Source organism: Synechococcus sp. R5-13, assembly GCF_047462015.1.
Taxonomy (GTDB): domain Bacteria; phylum Cyanobacteriota; class Cyanobacteriia; order Thermostichales; family Thermostichaceae; genus Thermostichus.
In genome coordinates, this window is sequence record NZ_JANSIL010000091.1 from 1 (window position 1) to 16,097 (window position 16,097).

The following is a 16,097-nucleotide window of genomic DNA, read 5'->3' on the forward strand; positions in this document are numbered from 1 at the left end:
ACTGCGCAAGGAGCCATCCATGCGTAGCGTGGTAGGAATCTCCGGCCTTCAGGCCGGGGAGGATGTCAAGGTATTCTGTAGAGTACGCCAAGGCTGGCTCTTGCTACGGCCCCTAGATGTTGCCTTGTGTAACAGCAAGGGCATAATCTTTTGTCCTGCCTAGAGGTCTGCTGTACAACGAAGAGCGAGATACAGCTTTTCTCGACGTTGTGGGAGGTCTGTGGAGTTATCTGTGGAGTTAATAGAATCCCGGCCCCCTACACGTCTGTACTGGCTTCGGGAGGCGTCGTTGGAAAAAGCTGTGAACCCCATTGCTAGCAACAGCCGGTTAGTTCCACTTTTGGGAATCGTCATGGAAAGTCGTGGTTACAAAAAGTCCTCACAGAAGAGCTTTGAGTTGATGCGGCATTTCGCAGAAACCTACGCCAAACGCTCCGAGACCTTTTTCTGCTCGGATCCATCAATTACGACGGCGGTGATCGAAGGCTTGGCTCTGCACAAAGAGCAATTGGGCGCCCCGCTGTGTCCCTGTCGTTTTTATGAAGACAAAGAGGCAGAAGCAAAAGCAGGCTATTGGAATTGCCCCTGTGTACCCATGCGGGAGCGAAAGGAATGTCACTGTATGCTGTTCTTAACGCCGGATAACCCCTTTGCCGGCAAGAGCCAAACCCTAGAGGAGGTGCCCCTGGAATACCAAACTACCAAATGACAGCGCCCGGCAGGGACAAAGGCAGGCTTTGGAAGGGTGACAGGGCTCGGTATAATCGAAAAGCCGTTGGGCAATGGTTATTTGCACGAGGAGGAAACGCTTTTATGACTCCCTCACTTGCTAACTTCCTTTGGAGCTTGGTGGCTGGTGCAGTTGTGCTGGGGGCTCTCTTTGGCGCCATCATCTTTGTCAGCCAAAGGGATAAAGTGCGTCGTCGCTGAGATCCCCGCTCGTTGGCACTTGCCCGCCAATGCTTCCCTTTTCCCTGTACTGCTATCGCTGGGTGGGGAGAGACTGGGGTGGCAAGATGTGGCTGCGGTACGCAATCGCTGGAGGGCTTCGCCCCTGTTGTCGAGGATCCAGCTGGGTTGGGTGACCAACAGATTGAGATCTAAGGTGCTTGAAGCCGTTGTTGCAAACGATCACACCTTATGAAAGGCCTCCGGCCCGCTGACGCGAACGAAGACTATCCAGCGATACCCCAGGGATCCCTTGCCAGCGTTGACCCACCCCTTGTATTACTGGCGGCAAAAAAACCGCTACTACCACGAGGATCTGGAGCGGCTGCATCGCTTTTTTGTCCCTGCCGGTTTGCGCATCTTGGAGATTGGTTCCGGCACGGGATCCCTGCTCAATGCCTTGCAGCCCAGCTTCGGGGTGGGGATCGACCGGGATGCGGACATTGTTGCCCAAGCTCAGGCAGAGTTTCCCCATCTCCATTTCCGGGTGCAAGATGCCCACACGCTGGACAAAGGGGATCCCGTCTTGGCGGAGCCTTTTGATGTGATCTTGCTCGTCAATACCCTGGGCTACCTGGCCGACATCCAGCAGGTTCTCCAGCAGTTGCGCCGCTTCTGTACCCCACGCACCCGCCTGATCCTCTCCCACCACAACCCGCTCTGGGAGCCGATTCTGGGCTTGGCAACCGCTCTGAAGCAACGGATGCCTCTGCCGGCAGCCAACTGGTTATCGGCAGCCGATGTGGCCAATCTGCTGCACCTGGCGGGATACGAGGTCATTCAGCAGGGCAAACGGCTGTTGTTGCCGCGGCGGATCCCACTCCTTTCCACCGTGATCAACCGGGTGATCGCCCCCCTGCCTGGGATCAACGCCCTCTGCCTGACGGAATATACGATCGCTCGCCTGCAACCCGACCCGGCTTGGGATCCCCCCCCTGAGCAGCAGCCTTCCTGCACCGTGGTGATTCCGGCTCGGAATGAAGCGGGCAACATCCGCCGCTGCGTGGAACATTTGCCCGAGATGGGATCCCGCACCGAGATCATTTTTGTGGAGGGGCATTCCAGCGACGGGACTTGGGCCGAGATCCAGCGGGTACAGGCGGAATACCAAGGGATCCGCAATATCCGGGCTCTGCGGCAGGAGGGCAAGGGCAAGGGGGATGCGGTGCGCAAGGGGCTGGCTGCCGCTACAGGGGATGTGTTGATCATCCTCGATGCCGATTTGACGGTACAGGCAGAGGACATGCCCAAGTTTTTCCGGGCTGTGGCTTCTGGGCGGTGCGACTTTGCCAATGGCTGTCGCCTTATCTATCCCCTGAAACCAGAGGCAATGCCTCGGCTAAACCAATGGGCCAATCGTTTTTTTGCCGCTCTCCTCTCCTACATTCTCGGCATCCGCATCAAAGATTCCCTCTGTGGCACCAAGGCCCTGTGGCGGGAGGATTACCAGCAGATTGCCAAGCTGTGCCAAGAGTGGGGGGATTTCGACCCGTTTGGAGATTTTGACCTGTTGCTGGGATCCGCCAAGCGCACCCTGAAGATCCTGGATATCCCCGTGCGCTATTTCCCCAGAACCTATGGTCGCTCCAACATTCACCATGTGCGAGAGGGGCTGCGGCTGCTGCAGATCTGTGGCTTTGCCCTCAAGCGCTTTAAGGGATACTGAAGTTTGCTCTGACCCAAAGGTGCCGGTCTGTACTTCTGTCGAGGCAGGGCCAGTCTCTGCAAGTACTTCTCCACCGTTGGGATTCCCGCCTAGGCACCCAGGACTCGTTACAATAATTAGTCAATCGGATCACTGTAATGTGTGGATCGGCCCCCATGGGGAGTGCCACGGGAATGAGCAATGGGAGAATCCGTATTGAGCAGGCTGGGCCAATGGATCTCGAATACCCCCCTGCGCTCCCTCGACCAAGCTTATGAGGCTGCCCTGCGCATTAAAGCCATTGAGGATCAATACTTCCAGGGAGGATCCATCGGCAGCAACGGGCAACATGGCCAGAATGTCAGCCGCTACTTTCAAATTCAACTGCGCCGGCAACTGCGCCAGATCGATCTGCGTTTGGCAGAGTTCAGAGCCAGCAGCGCCTTTTCTCGCCTGCCGGATCCCGAGCAAAATGGCAGCGGCCCTACTTCTGCCCAAGATAAAGCTCAACAACTCCATGCCGCTGAGGCCAATGTTTCTGAAAGCAGCAGCGAAAACTCCGAGAATGGTTGCCAAAGACGAGATCTTTCCATCTTGGAGAAACTGCAGTTTATCGATCAGGTGACTTCTCGATACAAACGCCCGACCAGAAAATCCCAGCCCATCTCTGCTTCAATTTCCACTTCACCTGAGCCTCTCGAACGGCCAGAACAACCTACCTCAACCCAACCCAGTTCTCCTGATGTCTCTGTCAAGGCAGGCTCCGGCAATGGCGCTGCCCCGGTCGCTTCCAAAGCTGCGATTCTGCCCCGTTCTATTCTGCGCACAGCCAGCCAAATCCGCCGTGAGCTGAGTTCCCAGGCCGAAGAGGAACTGATCCAGGAGTATCGCGAGGCTCGCACTCGCACACTGGTATCGATTCGTTTTCTGTTGTTGTTGGCCATTTTGCCTCTGCTCACCCAGATCCTCTCGAAAAACTTTCTGTTTGGGCCATTGGTAGATCACTTGCAACAACGGGAGCCTGCCATTGTGGCTCTGAGCCACGAATTCCAAGAAAAAGCCCTGTCAGAGTTCGAGTTTTTCAAGGAAAGAATAGAATTTGAGCGAGCTTTGCACCATCAACCCCCAGAGTGGGATCTGGAATCAGAAGAGCAACTGTCCATGAAGGCAGAGGAACTGCTGAAAAAATATAGCCGTAGGAACTCGGAAGGATTGAAGAATATCCTTGCTGATTTGCTTTCGCTGCTGGTGTTTGGCTGGCTTATCTTTATTGGGCGTGAGGAAATCGAAGTCCTCAAGTCTTTTTTGGATCGTCTGATCTACGGTCTCAGCGATAGTGCCAAGGCTTTCATTATTATTCTCTTTACCGATGTGTTTGTCGGTTATCACTCTCCCCACGGTTGGGAGGTGCTGCTGGGTAATTTGGCTGCCCATTTGGGGGTACCGGAGAACCGCGATTTTATCTACGGCTTTATTGCTACTTTTCCGGTTTTCCTAGATACGCTTTTTAAGTATTGGATCTTCCGCTATTTAAACCGTGTATCGCCGTCTTCGGTGGCCACCTATCGGGCTATGAACGATTAAGGGTTCGCAGTTGCATTTCAAACTGGGTTGAGACGCTTCCCAAGCGCTCCTTGCCGCTGCCGTAACCATCCACAACCTCTCTCAGAGGAAGAAAGAAGTTGGGGATCGACCTGACGAATCGTTTGATTGCCATTTGAAGCAACCGTAATTCGAGTTTCCTGAGTTAGCTGGGCGGGCGCAAGGATTGTCGATGGCAGAACCCACAGACAAACCAACGCTCCAATTCGGCGGCAGGGGTAGGACAGCGGCAGGCGGGGCAGGGGAACAGGTTTTGCTGGGTTTGTTGTTGTTTCACTACCCTGGCCCAGCGCTCGAAAGCCACTTTCGGGTCGGAGGTGGGCTGTTTTGGATTGGGGCTGCGACAGGATCCAGGGCGTTGTCCATCTTGGTCTGCTAGGCGGGGAGCGCCATAAAACTTGCTGGTCAGCTCCGCATCAGGATGGGGGGTGGCTTGGCTGGATCCCTCGTGCCAGGCACCAGGGCTGAAGCGGATATCGCTGAGGGGAGGTTGGATGCGGCTGTTGAGTTTCTTGAGAATGAGCTGACGTTGCAAGGTTAAGTTTTGTGCCCAGGCCGGGGTAGAGGTGGCCACCTGCAGCACCTGTCGGCGCAGGCTGAGAGGATAGGTTTGGGCGGCTACGGCCTCTCCGACGAGTTCGGGCCAGAGCTGCCGCAGGGTTTGCATTTGCTTCAGTTCAGCCCAACGGGGATGGCTGCCAAAGCTTCCCAGTACCTCATCTAACCGCTGCAACATGGTGTCGATAGGGTGTCAATGGCAGGCAATAGCTTAGGAAACACCATTTTGGTCTTCCGGCGATTGTGCTGCTTCTTTGAGGGCAGAGTGAATGGAGTCGGCATCGGGCAAAGGAGGGGATCCACCATTTTGACTGAGGGGGGCAAATCCCTCTAGGCTGCGGATATGAATATCTTGTTGCGGGAAGGGGATGCGGATCCCACGTCGCCGAAACTCAGCCTCGATTAGGAAGTTTAGCTCGCTGATCAAGACAAACTGATCTTGAGGACGGTTGATCCACACCAGCAGCTCAAAGTTAAGTGCAGAAGGGCCAAAGGACTTGAGCCAGACTTGGGGGGCAGGGCTGCTCAACACCCGAGCATTTTCTTTGGCTGCGCTGAGCAGAGCTTCGGTGACCAGGGCCGTATCGGAGCCGTAGGCCACGCCGACCGGAATGTGGATGCGACAGCGGGGATCCCGGTAGCTCCAGTTCACCACCTTTGATTCGGTAAAGCGGGAGTTGGGCACGATCACAAAGATGCGATCCAGGGTGCGCAAGACGGTAGCCCGTGGCCCAATGCGCTCCACTGTGCCGAGCAGGTTGTCCACTTCCACCAGATCCCCGATTTGGATGGGGCGCTCCAGCAAAATGGCAATGTAGCTGATGTAGTTGTTGGAGAGGTTTTGCAAACCAAAGCCGATCCCCAAACCCACCGCCCCGGCAATAACCGCCAAGGAGCCCAGATTAAGGCCGCTGAAGGGCAAGACCAGAAGGATGCCGAACAGGGTCAGGATGTACTTGAAGATGGCCGCCGAAGACTCTTGGGTGCCCAGATCCAGCCCCAGGCGTGCCAAAAAGCGCTGCTTGAAGCCAACACTGACGTAGTGGGCGCCAGTGAAAACCAAGATAGAAAGGAGGAGGAAGACCAGCAAGCTGGCAATCGAAACGCTGGAGTTGGGCAGAGGCTGGGTGAGAACGCCCAGAGCCGTGGCGACCACACGACCCAGGCCCAGGTAAAAGGAGCGCTGAAACGGTCGTAGGGCAGGGATGAAGCTGATACCGCGATCCAGCGAGATGCCGGCGATGAGGATCACCCCCACGCCCCGCAGCAGCATCCCACCCACATCAATCCAGGTGCCCCAGGTCTCTCCGGCCTTAAGCTCCAACCAGCGTTGCAGACGGGTTAAGCTGCGGTCGAACAGCCGCCAGAGAAAGAACCCCACCACCAGGGTGGCGATCCCTGCCAAAAGGGTCAGAACCAGCACGCGCGGATCCTGGGCCCGCTGCAGAGCCAGCAGATCTTCGCGGTAATCGGCAATCGCTTGCTCCAACCGCCGCGCCCAACTGTTAGCCACCAGACGCACGTCATTCAGGTTCACCTGACCCGGTGCCACCCTGCGCTCCGCGGCAGCATCGGCATAGGTGACGGTGAACAAATACCGTTGGGTGGCCTCAAAGCGGCCTCTTTCCCCCAGGCGTAAGATGTATTGCCCATTGGTATCCTGGGCCACCCGTACCTCTGGCTCCGGCAACTGGCCTTCTTCGAGAAAGCGCTCGATGATCGCCCGAACGTTGTCGGCCCGCACATCGCTGGGGTAGTCTGCCGTCTGCAGGCGGAACACCGGTATGTTCCCGACCAGCACTTCTGTGCCCTCTTGGCCGGTCAAAGGGATCCCGACTGGGCTGGGGGCTGGGGCAGGGGATCCCTCAGGAGTTGGCGCTTCAGCCGGTGTGGGTCGGGGATCGGCCAGGAAAAAGTTGGGATCCCGAAATTCAAGGGCTTGAGCCAAGGGGATCCCTGAGGAGGCAGAGGCGACGGCAGGGGTAAGCCAGAGACCTATCCCCACCGTCAGCCCAATCAAGAGAACTGCTCGCCGAAATGGGACGGAGTCCTGCATGGCCGGTTTGGTACGAACGCCTATCGATCAATTGGGGATCCCTGGTGCTGCCCCGCAAGCTCATGGTGGCACAAGCCGACCTCAATTTTGGCCGATCTGAGCAAGGATTTTAGGTGCCCTGAGAATGGCCCAGAAGGCGTTGACGCAGCTTTTTGATTCTATCTCGCAGCTCGGCGGCTTCCTCAAATTCTAGGTTTTTGGCGGCCTCTTTCATCTTCAGTTCCAGTTGGCCGATCAGCTCCGGAATCTCGGAGAGAGGGATCTCTTGCGCAGCTTGAAAGGCTTTTTCCAAATCTGGGTCGTTAAGTTTGCGGGAGATGGCCAAAAAAGACAAGATGGCATTGCTGTTTTTCTTGACGATGGGCTTGGGCGTGATGTTGTGTTGGCGGTTGTATTGCAATTGAATTTCGCGGCGACGCTGGGTTTCGGCAATGGCCCGGGCCATGCTGCTGGTCATGGTGTCGGCGTACATCACCACCGTTCCACGGACATTCCGCGCTGCCCGCCCGATCATCTGAATCAGGGAGCGCTCTGCTCGCAAAAACCCTTCTTTGTCGGCATCCAAAATGGCCACCAAAGAAACTTCTGGCAAGTCCAACCCTTCCCGCAGCAAGTTGACCCCCACCAACACGTCAAAGGCCCCTTCTCGAAAATCTTGTAAGATTTCAATTCGCTCAATCGAGGTGATCTCGGAATGCAAATAGCGAACTCGGATCCCTCGCTCCTGGAGATATTCTGTGAGATCTTCTGCCATCCGTTTGGTGAGGGTGGTCACGATCACCCGTTCGGCAGGCCCCTGCTGAGAGCGCTCCAATCGCAAATAAATTTCTCCCAGCAAATCGTCCACTTGCCCAGCCGTAGGGCGCACATGCACCTCGGGATCCACCACCCCAGTGGGCCGAATCACCTGTTCGATAACCCGACCGCTGCCGGGCACATAGAACTTCAGGGTCTTGCCATCTTCCACCAGGGTTTCAAATTGGGCCTCGCTCTGCTCTAGTTCCCAGTTGCCGGGAGTAGCCGAAACAAAGATGCACTGATGAACTTTGGCCCAAAACTCTTCGGCTTTGAGGGGGCGATTGTCGAGGGCGCTGGGCAGGCGAAAACCGTGATCCACCAGCACCTGCTTGCGGGCACGGTCGCCATTGTACATGCCGCGAATTTGGGGCACGGTCACGTGGGATTCATCCACCACCAGCAGCCAATCGTTGGCCTTGAAATAATCCACCAAGCAGGCGGGGGGCTCTCCTGCTTTGCGTCCCGTTAAATGTCTGGAGTAGTTTTCGATCCCGTTGCAATAGCCCACCTCTCGCAGCATTTCTAGGTCGTAGCGGGTGCGCTGTTCCAGCCGTTGGGCTTCCAGGAGCTTGCCTTCTTTGCGAAAGAGGGCCAGTTGCTCTTCCAGTTCTTGCTCGATGTTGAGGATCGCCCGCTCCAATTGTGCTTCCGGCGTTACAAAGTGCCGAGCAGGATAAACTCTGAGGGCGCTGAGGCTGTTCAAAATCTCGCCTGTAACCGGGTCGATTAAGCGAATGGCCTCGATCTCATCGCCAAAAAATTCGATGCGAATGACCCGATCCTCATAGGCCGGCACAATTTCCAGCACATCCCCTTTGAGGCGAAATCGCCCCCGCACCAGCTCCAGGTCATTGCGCTCGTACTGGATGCTGGCCAGAGCCCGCAAGACATCCCGTTGGTTGATCTCCTGGCCGACTTTGAAGGGGATGGAAGCCTTCAGGTATTCTTCTGGCATGCCCAGACCATAGATGCAGCTCACCGAGGCCACCACAATCACATCCCGCCGTTCAAACAAGGAGCGGGTAGCCGAGTGCCGCAGCATATCGATTTCATCGTTGATAGAGGAAGATTTGGCGATGTAAGTATCGGTGCTGGGAACATAGGCTTCCGGTTGATAGTAGTCGTAATAGCTGATGAAGTATTCAACGGCATTGTGAGGAAAAAGCTCCCGCAGCTCATTGCACAGTTGTGCTGCCAAAGTCTTATTGTGGGCCATCACTAAGGTGGGCCTGCCCACCTGCTGAATGGTATGGGCGATGGTAAACGTTTTGCCGGTTCCGGTTGCTCCCAGCAAGGTTTGGAAACGATGGCCTTCTGAAATTGACTTCACCAAACCGGCAATTGCCTTAGGTTGATCTCCGGTGGGTTGATAGGGAGAAACCAGTTGAAACTCTGACATGGGTTTGACTTTCGGATGGGCCTAGATAGCTGCCGGGCTGGTCAAGGCAGGGCTGATCTGCACGTTGGTTTGGAATGGTGGTGCGGATCACAAAGGCTTGTGGGGTGCCTCTAAGCTTGACCGCCTGCTCAGCGGTGGGCTCCAGCTTGCGCACCAGGATGAGCCTCTGTTCCATGGTAAGGTTTTATCATGCAGGACTGAGGGCAGCTCTTCTTCCTGGGCCTGTTCATGCCAGTGATGTGAAGCATTAGGGCCTGGGTACACGCGCTAAGTCTCCCTCGGTGAAGAGATGAGATATGGGACGACGGCAACTCTTGCGCGGGATCCTAATCGGGTTGGGTCTTCTGGCCGCCATGGTGGTGTGGGTTGTCGTATGGCTGCTCACCCGCAGTCCGGTGGCTTTGTTGCTGGCCCACCCGGAGCTGCCGCCAATTGTGGGTTTGGCCCCTCGCTCCGCACAAGCGCTGCTGGTGTTGGCTGTTCCCCTGGACGAGGTGCAAGCGTTTTGGCAAGCGGCAACTCCTGCCCCCCAGCGACGCGCTGCCCGTCAGCAGTGGCAAAAGTTTTTCTCCCCTGAAGGCCCGGGCTGGCTGGGATCCTTGCTGGCCGGGGGATCCCTTGATTTTGAGCGGGAGGTGCGGCCCTGGCTGGGGAGGAGCACCCTCTTGGCCAGTTTGCCGGAGTGGGGCACCTTGGTTGCCCTAGAAACGCGGGATGCGGCAGTCTCTCAATTTGAGCTGAACCTGTTGTGGGAACGGCAGAGCTTGGCCGGGAGGCCGGTGCAGGTAGACACTTACAAGGGCATTCAGGTGGTGTCTAGCCCGATTCCGGGCCTGCAGGGGTTCTCGGCAGCCGTTTTCGGCGAGCAATACGTGTTGTTGGCGGAGCAGTCTGCTGCCATTCGGGCTGCAATCGATGCTTGGCAGTTGCCGCAGTTGTCTCTGGTGGCTCAGCCTCTGTTTCAGCAGGTCATCCAGCCCTTGCGGGAGGCGCATGTGGGTTGGGCCTTCTGGCAAAATCCAGAGGCGGTTTCTTCAGATGGGCTGACGTTGCAGGCGGTAGGGCTGGGGTTGGGGGTAAACTTCCGCGGCTTGGTGGCCGAAAGTGCTGCCCTCTGGCATGCGCCCGCTGGCTTCTCCTTGCCGGCGGCAGAAGCCTTTCGCCCGCAGATCCTTCAACATCTGCCGGATAAAACCTTGGCGCTGATTTCCGGAGAGAATCTGGCCTCAGTTTGGCAGAGCCTGGGGCAGATCCAGCCCCTAAATCTCCTGGGATTGCGGGTGGATCCCGGCCAGTGGCTGCAGCGCTTGCAATCTCAGGTGGCGCTGGACTGGCAGCGTCTGTTGCCGGAACGGGGAGAGTTTGCCTTTGCCCTTTTGCCCGGCGACGGGGATCCGGCCTGGCTGTGGGTCGGCAAGATGCCGGATGAGTCGGTCGCGACAGCGGGACGGAGTCCTTATTTTGATCTGGATGAGCGGGCGCGCGCCCAAGGCTGGCAGGTGGTCTCTCTGGCGACGAAGCGCGGCACCGCCACTGCCTGGGCCCAACCGACCACTCCTGCGGGGGAGACGGAGTCCTTGCCGTCAGAACCCCCGCCGGTCGCGACAGCGGGACGGAGTCCTCACCGCTCCACCCATCGACCGGAGATCCCTGTGTTGGCAGGCGAGCCGCTGGAAGTCAGTGGGAAAGGAGGATCCGCGTCATTGCAGGCGGCAGAGGCTCTCCCCCAAACGCTGCCAGGGATCCCGCTGCCGGCACAGGTGTATCATGCCGATCGCAAAGGCTATTCCTACCTGGCCTCTTCTTTGGGGGCTCTGGAGACGGCCCTCGCGGATCCCCCCTTGAGTGCAAATCGCGCCTGGCGCAAGTTGGTGGCTTCCCTGCCCCACCGCAATTTGGGCTATGGCTATGGATCCCTGGGGTTGCTCTTGGAAAGCGAGCTGCCCGACCCGGTCGCGTCAGCGGCGCGGAGCGCTAAGGGATCCCGCTGGTCATCCACGCGCTTTGCCTTCGCCACCACAGCCCTAGCGGTTTCTGAAGCTCCCTACCCCGATCGGGGCTGCCAGATTACCCAAATGGGCAAGCTGTTTTGGGAGTGGCATTGAGGGAGGGTCAGACTATCCAGGGATCCCGGCAGTTGGCGTGGATGTATTTGGCCAGGTAGACCTGGTTGCCTGTTTCATTCCACTCCACAAAGTCGAAGATTTGGGTGAGCAGCAGCATTCCTCGGCCCGACTCTTCGGTTTCCAAGATGTTATGTTGGCATCGGTGGAGCTTCTCTTGGGGACAAAAGCCGGGCCCTTGATCTCGCACCAGCCATTGGTAAAAGGGCTCCGAGCTGGCGTACTCGATGATCACCTTCTTGTTGGGGTCGAGGCCGTTGCCGTGGCGGACGGCATTGATGATTGCTTCCTGTAGGCCCAAACGTATTTCCGCTCTCCAGGCAGGAGGGACTTTTGAGATCAAGAGATCGAGGACAGGCTGAGTGTAGAGGGTGGAGGGAAAGCTGATAACGCTCCAGGAGCAGTGGGCGGGTTTGAGGGAAAGGGCAATCACGGAGGCAGTCTTCCCTGGGGCACGGCACTCTGACCCCATTCTAGCAATCCCATCGGGGTCAACCCCAGCAGAGGTGCGGCAGGAGCTCGGCAAGGGGACTTTTGCCGTACCATCTTGAGTGGTAAGTCTCTTCGCGGTTTTATGGCGATCAAGGTTGGAAATAAGGTCAAAGTTCGCTCTGTCCAGGATCGCGGACAAGAAAACCTCAGCGCTCTGGTGGGCAAAGAGGCTGTGGTGCTGGCACGGCGTGTGGTCGATGGCAGCGGTGTCGGCTACATTCTGGAGTTTCCCGATCGCTCTCGACATTGGTTTTTCGAGAGCGAACTGGAGGTGCTCTAAGCCCCTGTCTGTGTTCTGTTGTCTAGAGGGTCGGTTGGTGGCTTCTCCTCCTCATTTGACTCGCCGTTTGCTGGCCCGCCAGATGGCCGCGCAGGTGGATGGCCTGACCGTGGAAATGGCTGCTGCTGCTCTGGAGGCTATGCTGGACAGCATTAGCCAATGCCTGGCCCAGGGGGGATCCGTGCGGCTGGCTCGCTTTGGCACGTTCTCGCTGCGCCATCGTCCCGCCCGGCAAACCTATCATCCGCGCACCAAGGCCCCTGTTCACATCCCGGCTGCCGATGTGCCTCATTTTGTTCCCAGCCCTGAGCTGGGGCGTCCAGCTGGGGTTCGGGTGTCCAAGTCTGAGTCCGCGGGATCCGTGTAGGGTAGCTGCAGAATGACCGTCCTGCTGTGGTTTCGCACCGACTTGCGCCTGCTGGATCACCAGCCGCTGACGCGGGCCTGCCAACAGGGATCCCCTTTGATCCCCTTGTATTGCTTGGATCCCCGCCAGTTTGGCCAGGCTTCCTTTGTACTCCGCCCCAGAACCGGCCCTTTCCGCGGTCAGTTTTTGCTGGAGAGTTTGGCGGATTTGCGGCAGCAGTTGCGGTCGCGCGGCTCGGATTTGGTGATCCGCCAGGGACAGCCGGAACACGTGATCCCCACCTTGGCACAGGAGTGGGGGGTCGAGGCGGTCTATGCCCATGAAGAGGTGGGCACCGAGGAGAAGGAGGTGGCGGCTGCTGTTGAGCGGGCTTTGCGGTCTCTGGGGATCCGGCTGCAGGTTGATTGGGGCCATACCCTCTATCACCCTGAGGATCTCCCCTTTTGTCTCTCGCAACTGCCGGAGCTGTTCACCCGCTTTCGAAAGCAAGTCGAGGGGAGCACCCCCATCCGGGATCCCTTGCCCATTCCCGCGATCCCCCCCCTGCCATCGGGTTTGGATCCCGGCCCTCTGCCTACTTTGGCCTCGCTGGGGCTATCCCCACCTGCCGGGGATCCACGGGCTCGCTTCACCTACACCGGCGGGAGCACCGCTGCCCATGCCCGCCTGCAAACCTACTTTTGGGATCGGGATCGGCTGCGCCTCTATAAAGAAACCCGCAACGGCATGTTGGATCCCGACGATAGCTCCCGGCTTTCTGCTTGGTTGGCGCTGGGCTGCATCTCCCCTCGCACCGTCTATGCCGAGGTCAAGCGTTACGAGCAGGAGCGGGTGCGCAATGAGTCCACCTACTGGCTGGTGTTCGAGCTGCTGTGGCGGGATTATTTTCGCTTTATCTTGGCCAAGCACGGCGCCAAACTGTTCCGTCCTTCTGGGATCCAAGGGATCCCCATCCCTTGGCAACAGGATTGGCCGCGCTTCCAGGCTTGGTGTCGGGGTGAGACGGGCTACCCCTTGGTGGATGCCAACATGCGGGAGCTGGCGGCTACCGGATTTATGTCCAACCGGGGACGGCAGAATGTGGCCAGCTTTTTGACCAAGAACCTGGGCATCGACTGGCGCATGGGCGCTGAGTGGTTTGAGTCGCTGCTCATCGACTACGACGTGGCCAGCAACTACGGCAATTGGAACTACACCGCCGGCGTAGGGAACGATGCCCGCGGCTTCCGCTACTTCCACATCCCCAAACAATCTCGCGAGTACGATCCCAAAGGAGACTATCTGCGCCACTGGTTGCCGGAATTGGCCGGGATCCCGGGGGATAAAATCCACGAGCCCTATCGCCTCACTGCTGCCGAGCAGAAGCAATTTGGAGTCCGATTGGGGGTGGACTACCCTCGCCCACTGGTGGATTTGGAGAAGTCTCTCGCGGCCAACCGACGGGTTTACGAAGCTGCCCTGACCTGCCGATAGGCATTGCCTTGTCTGGGGCTTCTTCCCGAGAGGGGGCTGAGGGGATTTTCTGAGGCGCAGTTCCGGCCCAAGAGTGCTATTCTAGTTAAGCGCTGTCCTGGCTCAGTAGCTCAGCGGTAGAGCAGGGGACTCATAAGCCCTTGGTCGCGTGTTCAAATCACGCCTGAGCCATCCACGTCAAACTTTTTTCAGAGGCTTCCGAGCCTGGCGGATACCCTAACTGGCTTGCAGCAGAGGGTTGGCGTAAAGTTATGGGTGGAACCTACTTCGGTTTGGGATCCCTGTCTTCACATCGGTTCTACAAATGGCCGTTCCCGATTATCAGAGCTTGATGTTGCCACTTCTCCAGTTTGCAGCACGTAAAGAAACCGAAATATCAACCAGCGAAGCTGTTGAAGTTCTGGCAAAGGAACTGGGCCTCACAGAGGACGATCTCAGGGAGATGCTGCCGAGCGGTGTACAGCCAACCTTTGTCAATCGCGTCGGCTGGGCTGCAACTTATATGAAAAAGGCAGGGCTGCTGGAAACAACGCGCAGAGGATTCTACCAAATTACTGACCGCGGAAGAGATCTTCTTGAAAAACAGCCCAAAACCATCAATGTAGAGTTACTCAGGCAATATCCTGAATTCCGAGAATTTGAGGGGCCCAAAGACACAAGAAGCAGCAACAAGGCAAGCAAACAAAAAGCTTTATCAGAGACTTCGGCAGCGACACCATTAGAGCAGTTAGAAGCTGCATATGAAAGTCTCCGTGACAAACTGGCTGACGAATTGCTTGCCAAGCTAAAGAAAGTATCGCCCGCCTTCTTCGAAAAGGTTGTTGTGGAGCTGCTGGTTAAAATGGGCTACGGAGGCTCACGGGCAGATGCAGGCAAAGCAATTGGTAGAAGTGGTGACGGTGGAATTGATGGGATCATAAAAGAGGACAAACTCGGTCTTGATGTTGTGTATATTCAGGCAAAGCGTTGGGATAGCAATCCGGTAGGTCGTCCTGATGTCATGCAGTTTGTGGGTGCTTTACAGGCTCAAAGAGCAAACAAGGGTATTTTTATCACTACCTCCAGGTTTACTGAAGACGCTAGCAGCTACGTTTCGCAGATCGGCAGTAAGATTGTTTTGATTGACGGTGAACAACTAACAAATCTAATGATTGAGCACGATGTTGGCGTATCTACAGTTTCATTGTATCCGGTAAAGAAGATTGATAGTGATTATTTTGAAGAGAGCATCTAACATCGGAGTGAGAAAATTGAGCTGCTAGGGCCAGCAGAGTTAACACAAGGAGCAAAGCTAGCAAAGTTCATGTAGTGCCATCGCCTTCTTAAGTATGGGCATAAGTATCGAGGTCTAGCGTCACTGGGAATTCTCCTGTTCGGGGTAAAAGTTGGGATCCATCACCTGATCCAATGTGTAGGGACACTGGGCAGGCAGATCGTCCAGAGATAGAGGCGTTTCTTTAGCCACCAGCAGTATGCCCTTTTGATAAGCTTTTTCTATTGCTTCAACCAGATAAGACTTAAGGCTGGGATTATCCGCAATTAACTCCTGGATTTCTTGCCGCTGTTCGATAATTGTGGCTATCCTACTTTTGCTTCGTTGTTGAGGCTGAAACTGCCACTTTAGCAGATGGCCCACCAGGATCCCTAGCCGATTCACCAATTCGCGGCGTTCTTGCCTGCCCAAAGTCTCAATCTCCTCCACCAAGTTGGGAATATCCAATCGATCCCACTGCCTCGATCTCAGCAGTGCGGCTTGCTCTTGCGTCCAGGCATAAAAGTCGCAGTCGTAAAGCGCCATGATCCATTCCTAACAGGACACTGGCCAAAGATAGGTCAATCCTACCGGTTCCAGCCGTTGAGCTTCGACCTCATAAGTTTATCGAGTCCTCAAACTCTGTAGCTACAAAGCCTCGGATCTGTGGCAGCGTTGGATCCCAATGGGGCCTGACCCTGAACAACATGAGGTTTCAACAGGTCTGGAGCGCTTGATCACGGCCCAGGATCCAGGCGATAAGGGGGGGATCCCTGTGGTCAAGATAATACCGGACGGTTTGGGTCAGGTCGATCTCCAAGATGCTGGTGATCATCCTGTGCATGAGCTCTAGATGGATCCGGTCGTCCTAGGTAAGCAGAGCATACCTGCCATGGAGGCTGTTGTTGAGAGCGGCCAAGGCTGTTTGGGTGGCAGTAGCCATTCAAAGGGAGGCTTGAGGCAGGCATCCCACAGCAAGCGGAGTCGGGCCTCGGTGATGTGGAGAGGAGAATATGTTTTTGAAGGGATCCCTTTCAGCTAGAAATCGCAGGAGCCCCGCACTGTACCCGTAGGGTCAGTGCCGGGAGGAATGCGGAAGTCACA

General features: G+C 56.7%; 15 protein-coding genes and 1 tRNA gene. 11 read left to right on the forward strand and 5 right to left on the reverse strand.

The genetic code is table 11. The features are described 5' to 3' along the window. Nucleotides 1–352: 352 nt before the first annotated feature. The 4 genes from NW840_RS07560 to pxcA all read left to right on the forward strand — a co-directional run bounded on the left by NW840_RS07560 (nucleotide 353) and on the right by pxcA (nucleotide 4,177). The gene (locus NW840_RS07560; protein WP_011432451.1) at nucleotides 353–709 is read left to right on the forward strand and encodes a ferredoxin-thioredoxin reductase catalytic domain-containing protein; all 357 of its coding nucleotides are present in this window, start codon (nucleotides 353–355) and stop codon (nucleotides 707–709) included. Between the two features lie 104 nt (nucleotides 710–813). Then, complete coding sequence (locus tag NW840_RS07565; protein WP_011432450.1) at nucleotides 814–930, forward strand: photosystem II reaction center X protein; 117 nt, start codon at nucleotides 814–816, stop codon at nucleotides 928–930. 280 nt (nucleotides 931–1,210) lie between these two features. Continuing rightward, a complete protein-coding gene (locus NW840_RS07570; protein ID WP_414343442.1) occupies nucleotides 1,211–2,614 on the forward strand; it encodes a glycosyltransferase in 1,404 nt (467 codons plus the stop codon). Between the two features lie 180 nt (nucleotides 2,615–2,794). Next, nucleotides 2,795–4,177, forward strand: coding sequence for a proton extrusion protein PcxA (gene pxcA / locus NW840_RS07575; RefSeq protein ID WP_414343444.1), 1,383 nt, complete (start codon nucleotides 2,795–2,797; stop codon nucleotides 4,175–4,177). 163 nt (nucleotides 4,178–4,340) lie between these two features. Here the strand turns inward: pxcA and NW840_RS07580 are convergent, their stop codons facing one another. Then, nucleotides 4,341–4,931, reverse strand: coding sequence for a DUF721 domain-containing protein (locus NW840_RS07580; RefSeq protein WP_414343446.1), 591 nt, complete (start codon nucleotides 4,929–4,931; stop codon nucleotides 4,341–4,343). Between the two features lie 33 nt (nucleotides 4,932–4,964). Then, nucleotides 4,965–6,809 carry a mechanosensitive ion channel domain-containing protein gene (locus NW840_RS07585; protein ID WP_414343448.1) on the reverse strand — a complete coding sequence of 615 codons (1,845 nt, stop codon included), beginning with the start codon at nucleotides 6,807–6,809 and terminating at the stop codon, nucleotides 4,965–4,967. Between NW840_RS07585 and NW840_RS07590 the strand changes: the two genes are divergently transcribed. After that, nucleotides 6,791–6,922 carry a hypothetical protein gene (locus NW840_RS07590; RefSeq protein WP_414343450.1) on the forward strand — a complete coding sequence of 44 codons (132 nt, stop codon included), beginning with the start codon at nucleotides 6,791–6,793 and terminating at the stop codon, nucleotides 6,920–6,922. The two genes, NW840_RS07585 and NW840_RS07590, sit on opposite strands and share 19 nt — an antisense overlap. Here NW840_RS07590 and uvrB read toward each other — a convergent pair. Next, nucleotides 6,919–9,006 (reverse strand): excinuclease ABC subunit UvrB, encoded by a 2,088-nt coding sequence (gene uvrB / locus NW840_RS07595; protein ID WP_414343452.1) that lies wholly within the window; start codon nucleotides 9,004–9,006, stop codon nucleotides 6,919–6,921. The genes NW840_RS07590 and uvrB overlap by 4 nt on opposite strands. Before the next feature lie 296 nt (nucleotides 9,007–9,302). Here uvrB and NW840_RS07600 point away from each other — a divergent pair, with 296 nt between their 5' ends. Beyond that, a complete protein-coding gene (locus NW840_RS07600) occupies nucleotides 9,303–11,111 on the forward strand; it encodes a DUF3352 domain-containing protein (RefSeq protein WP_414343454.1) in 1,809 nt (602 codons plus the stop codon). 7 nt (nucleotides 11,112–11,118) lie between these two features. Here the strand turns inward: NW840_RS07600 and NW840_RS07605 are convergent, their stop codons facing one another. After that, nucleotides 11,119–11,562, reverse strand: coding sequence for an ATP-binding protein (locus tag NW840_RS07605; RefSeq protein ID WP_011432443.1), 444 nt, complete (start codon nucleotides 11,560–11,562; stop codon nucleotides 11,119–11,121). A 141-nt stretch (nucleotides 11,563–11,703) separates the two neighbouring features. Here NW840_RS07605 and NW840_RS07610 point away from each other — a divergent pair, with 141 nt between their 5' ends. From NW840_RS07610 to NW840_RS07630, 5 genes are all read left to right on the forward strand, one after another. Further along, nucleotides 11,704–11,901 (forward strand): cytochrome b6f subunit family protein, encoded by a 198-nt coding sequence (locus NW840_RS07610; RefSeq protein WP_041436278.1) that lies wholly within the window; start codon nucleotides 11,704–11,706, stop codon nucleotides 11,899–11,901. A gap of 37 nt (nucleotides 11,902–11,938) precedes the next feature. Then, on the forward strand, nucleotides 11,939–12,268 hold the full coding sequence (locus tag NW840_RS07615; protein ID WP_238376891.1) for an HU family DNA-binding protein: 330 nt from the start codon (nucleotides 11,939–11,941) through the stop codon (nucleotides 12,266–12,268). 12 nt (nucleotides 12,269–12,280) lie between these two features. Beyond that, nucleotides 12,281–13,741, forward strand: a complete 1,461-nt coding sequence (locus NW840_RS07620; RefSeq protein WP_414343457.1) for a DASH family cryptochrome — start codon at nucleotides 12,281–12,283, stop codon at nucleotides 13,739–13,741. 99 nt (nucleotides 13,742–13,840) lie between these two features. Beyond that, nucleotides 13,841–13,912, forward strand: a tRNA-Met gene (locus NW840_RS07625). A 133-nt stretch (nucleotides 13,913–14,045) separates the two neighbouring features. Beyond that, entirely contained in the window at nucleotides 14,046–14,975 is a 930-nt protein-coding gene (locus NW840_RS07630) for a restriction endonuclease (RefSeq protein ID WP_414343459.1), read from the forward strand. A 120-nt stretch (nucleotides 14,976–15,095) separates the two neighbouring features. Here the strand turns inward: NW840_RS07630 and NW840_RS07635 are convergent, their stop codons facing one another. Continuing rightward, nucleotides 15,096–15,539 (reverse strand): DUF29 domain-containing protein, encoded by a 444-nt coding sequence (locus NW840_RS07635; protein WP_414343461.1) that lies wholly within the window; start codon nucleotides 15,537–15,539, stop codon nucleotides 15,096–15,098. Between the last annotated feature and the right edge of the window lie 558 nt (nucleotides 15,540–16,097).

Excerpts from the sequence above, each read along its gene's own strand:
- NW840_RS07560 (WP_011432451.1), top strand. The coding sequence starts at position 353 with ATGGAAAGTCGTGGTTACAAAAAGTCCTCACAGAAGAGCTTTGAGTTG.
- NW840_RS07565 (WP_011432450.1), top strand. The coding sequence starts at position 814 with ATGACTCCCTCACTTGCTAACTTCCTTTGGAGCTTGGTGGCTGGTGCA.
- pxcA (WP_414343444.1), top strand. The coding sequence starts at position 2,795 with ATGGGAGAATCCGTATTGAGCAGGCTGGGCCAATGGATCTCGAATACC.
- NW840_RS07580 (WP_414343446.1), bottom strand. The coding sequence starts at position 4,931 with ATGTTGCAGCGGTTAGATGAGGTACTGGGAAGCTTTGGCAGCCATCCC.
- NW840_RS07590 (WP_414343450.1), top strand. The coding sequence starts at position 6,791 with ATGGGACGGAGTCCTGCATGGCCGGTTTGGTACGAACGCCTATCGATC.
- NW840_RS07585 (WP_414343448.1), bottom strand. The coding sequence starts at position 6,809 with ATGCAGGACTCCGTCCCATTTCGGCGAGCAGTTCTCTTGATTGGGCTG.
- uvrB (WP_414343452.1), bottom strand. The coding sequence starts at position 9,006 with ATGTCAGAGTTTCAACTGGTTTCTCCCTATCAACCCACCGGAGATCAA.
- NW840_RS07600 (WP_414343454.1), top strand. The coding sequence starts at position 9,303 with ATGGGACGACGGCAACTCTTGCGCGGGATCCTAATCGGGTTGGGTCTT.
- NW840_RS07610 (WP_041436278.1), top strand. The coding sequence starts at position 11,704 with ATGGCGATCAAGGTTGGAAATAAGGTCAAAGTTCGCTCTGTCCAGGAT.
- NW840_RS07620 (WP_414343457.1), top strand. The coding sequence starts at position 12,281 with ATGACCGTCCTGCTGTGGTTTCGCACCGACTTGCGCCTGCTGGATCAC.
- NW840_RS07630 (WP_414343459.1), top strand. The coding sequence starts at position 14,046 with ATGGCCGTTCCCGATTATCAGAGCTTGATGTTGCCACTTCTCCAGTTT.
- NW840_RS07635 (WP_414343461.1), bottom strand. The coding sequence starts at position 15,539 with ATGGCGCTTTACGACTGCGACTTTTATGCCTGGACGCAAGAGCAAGCC.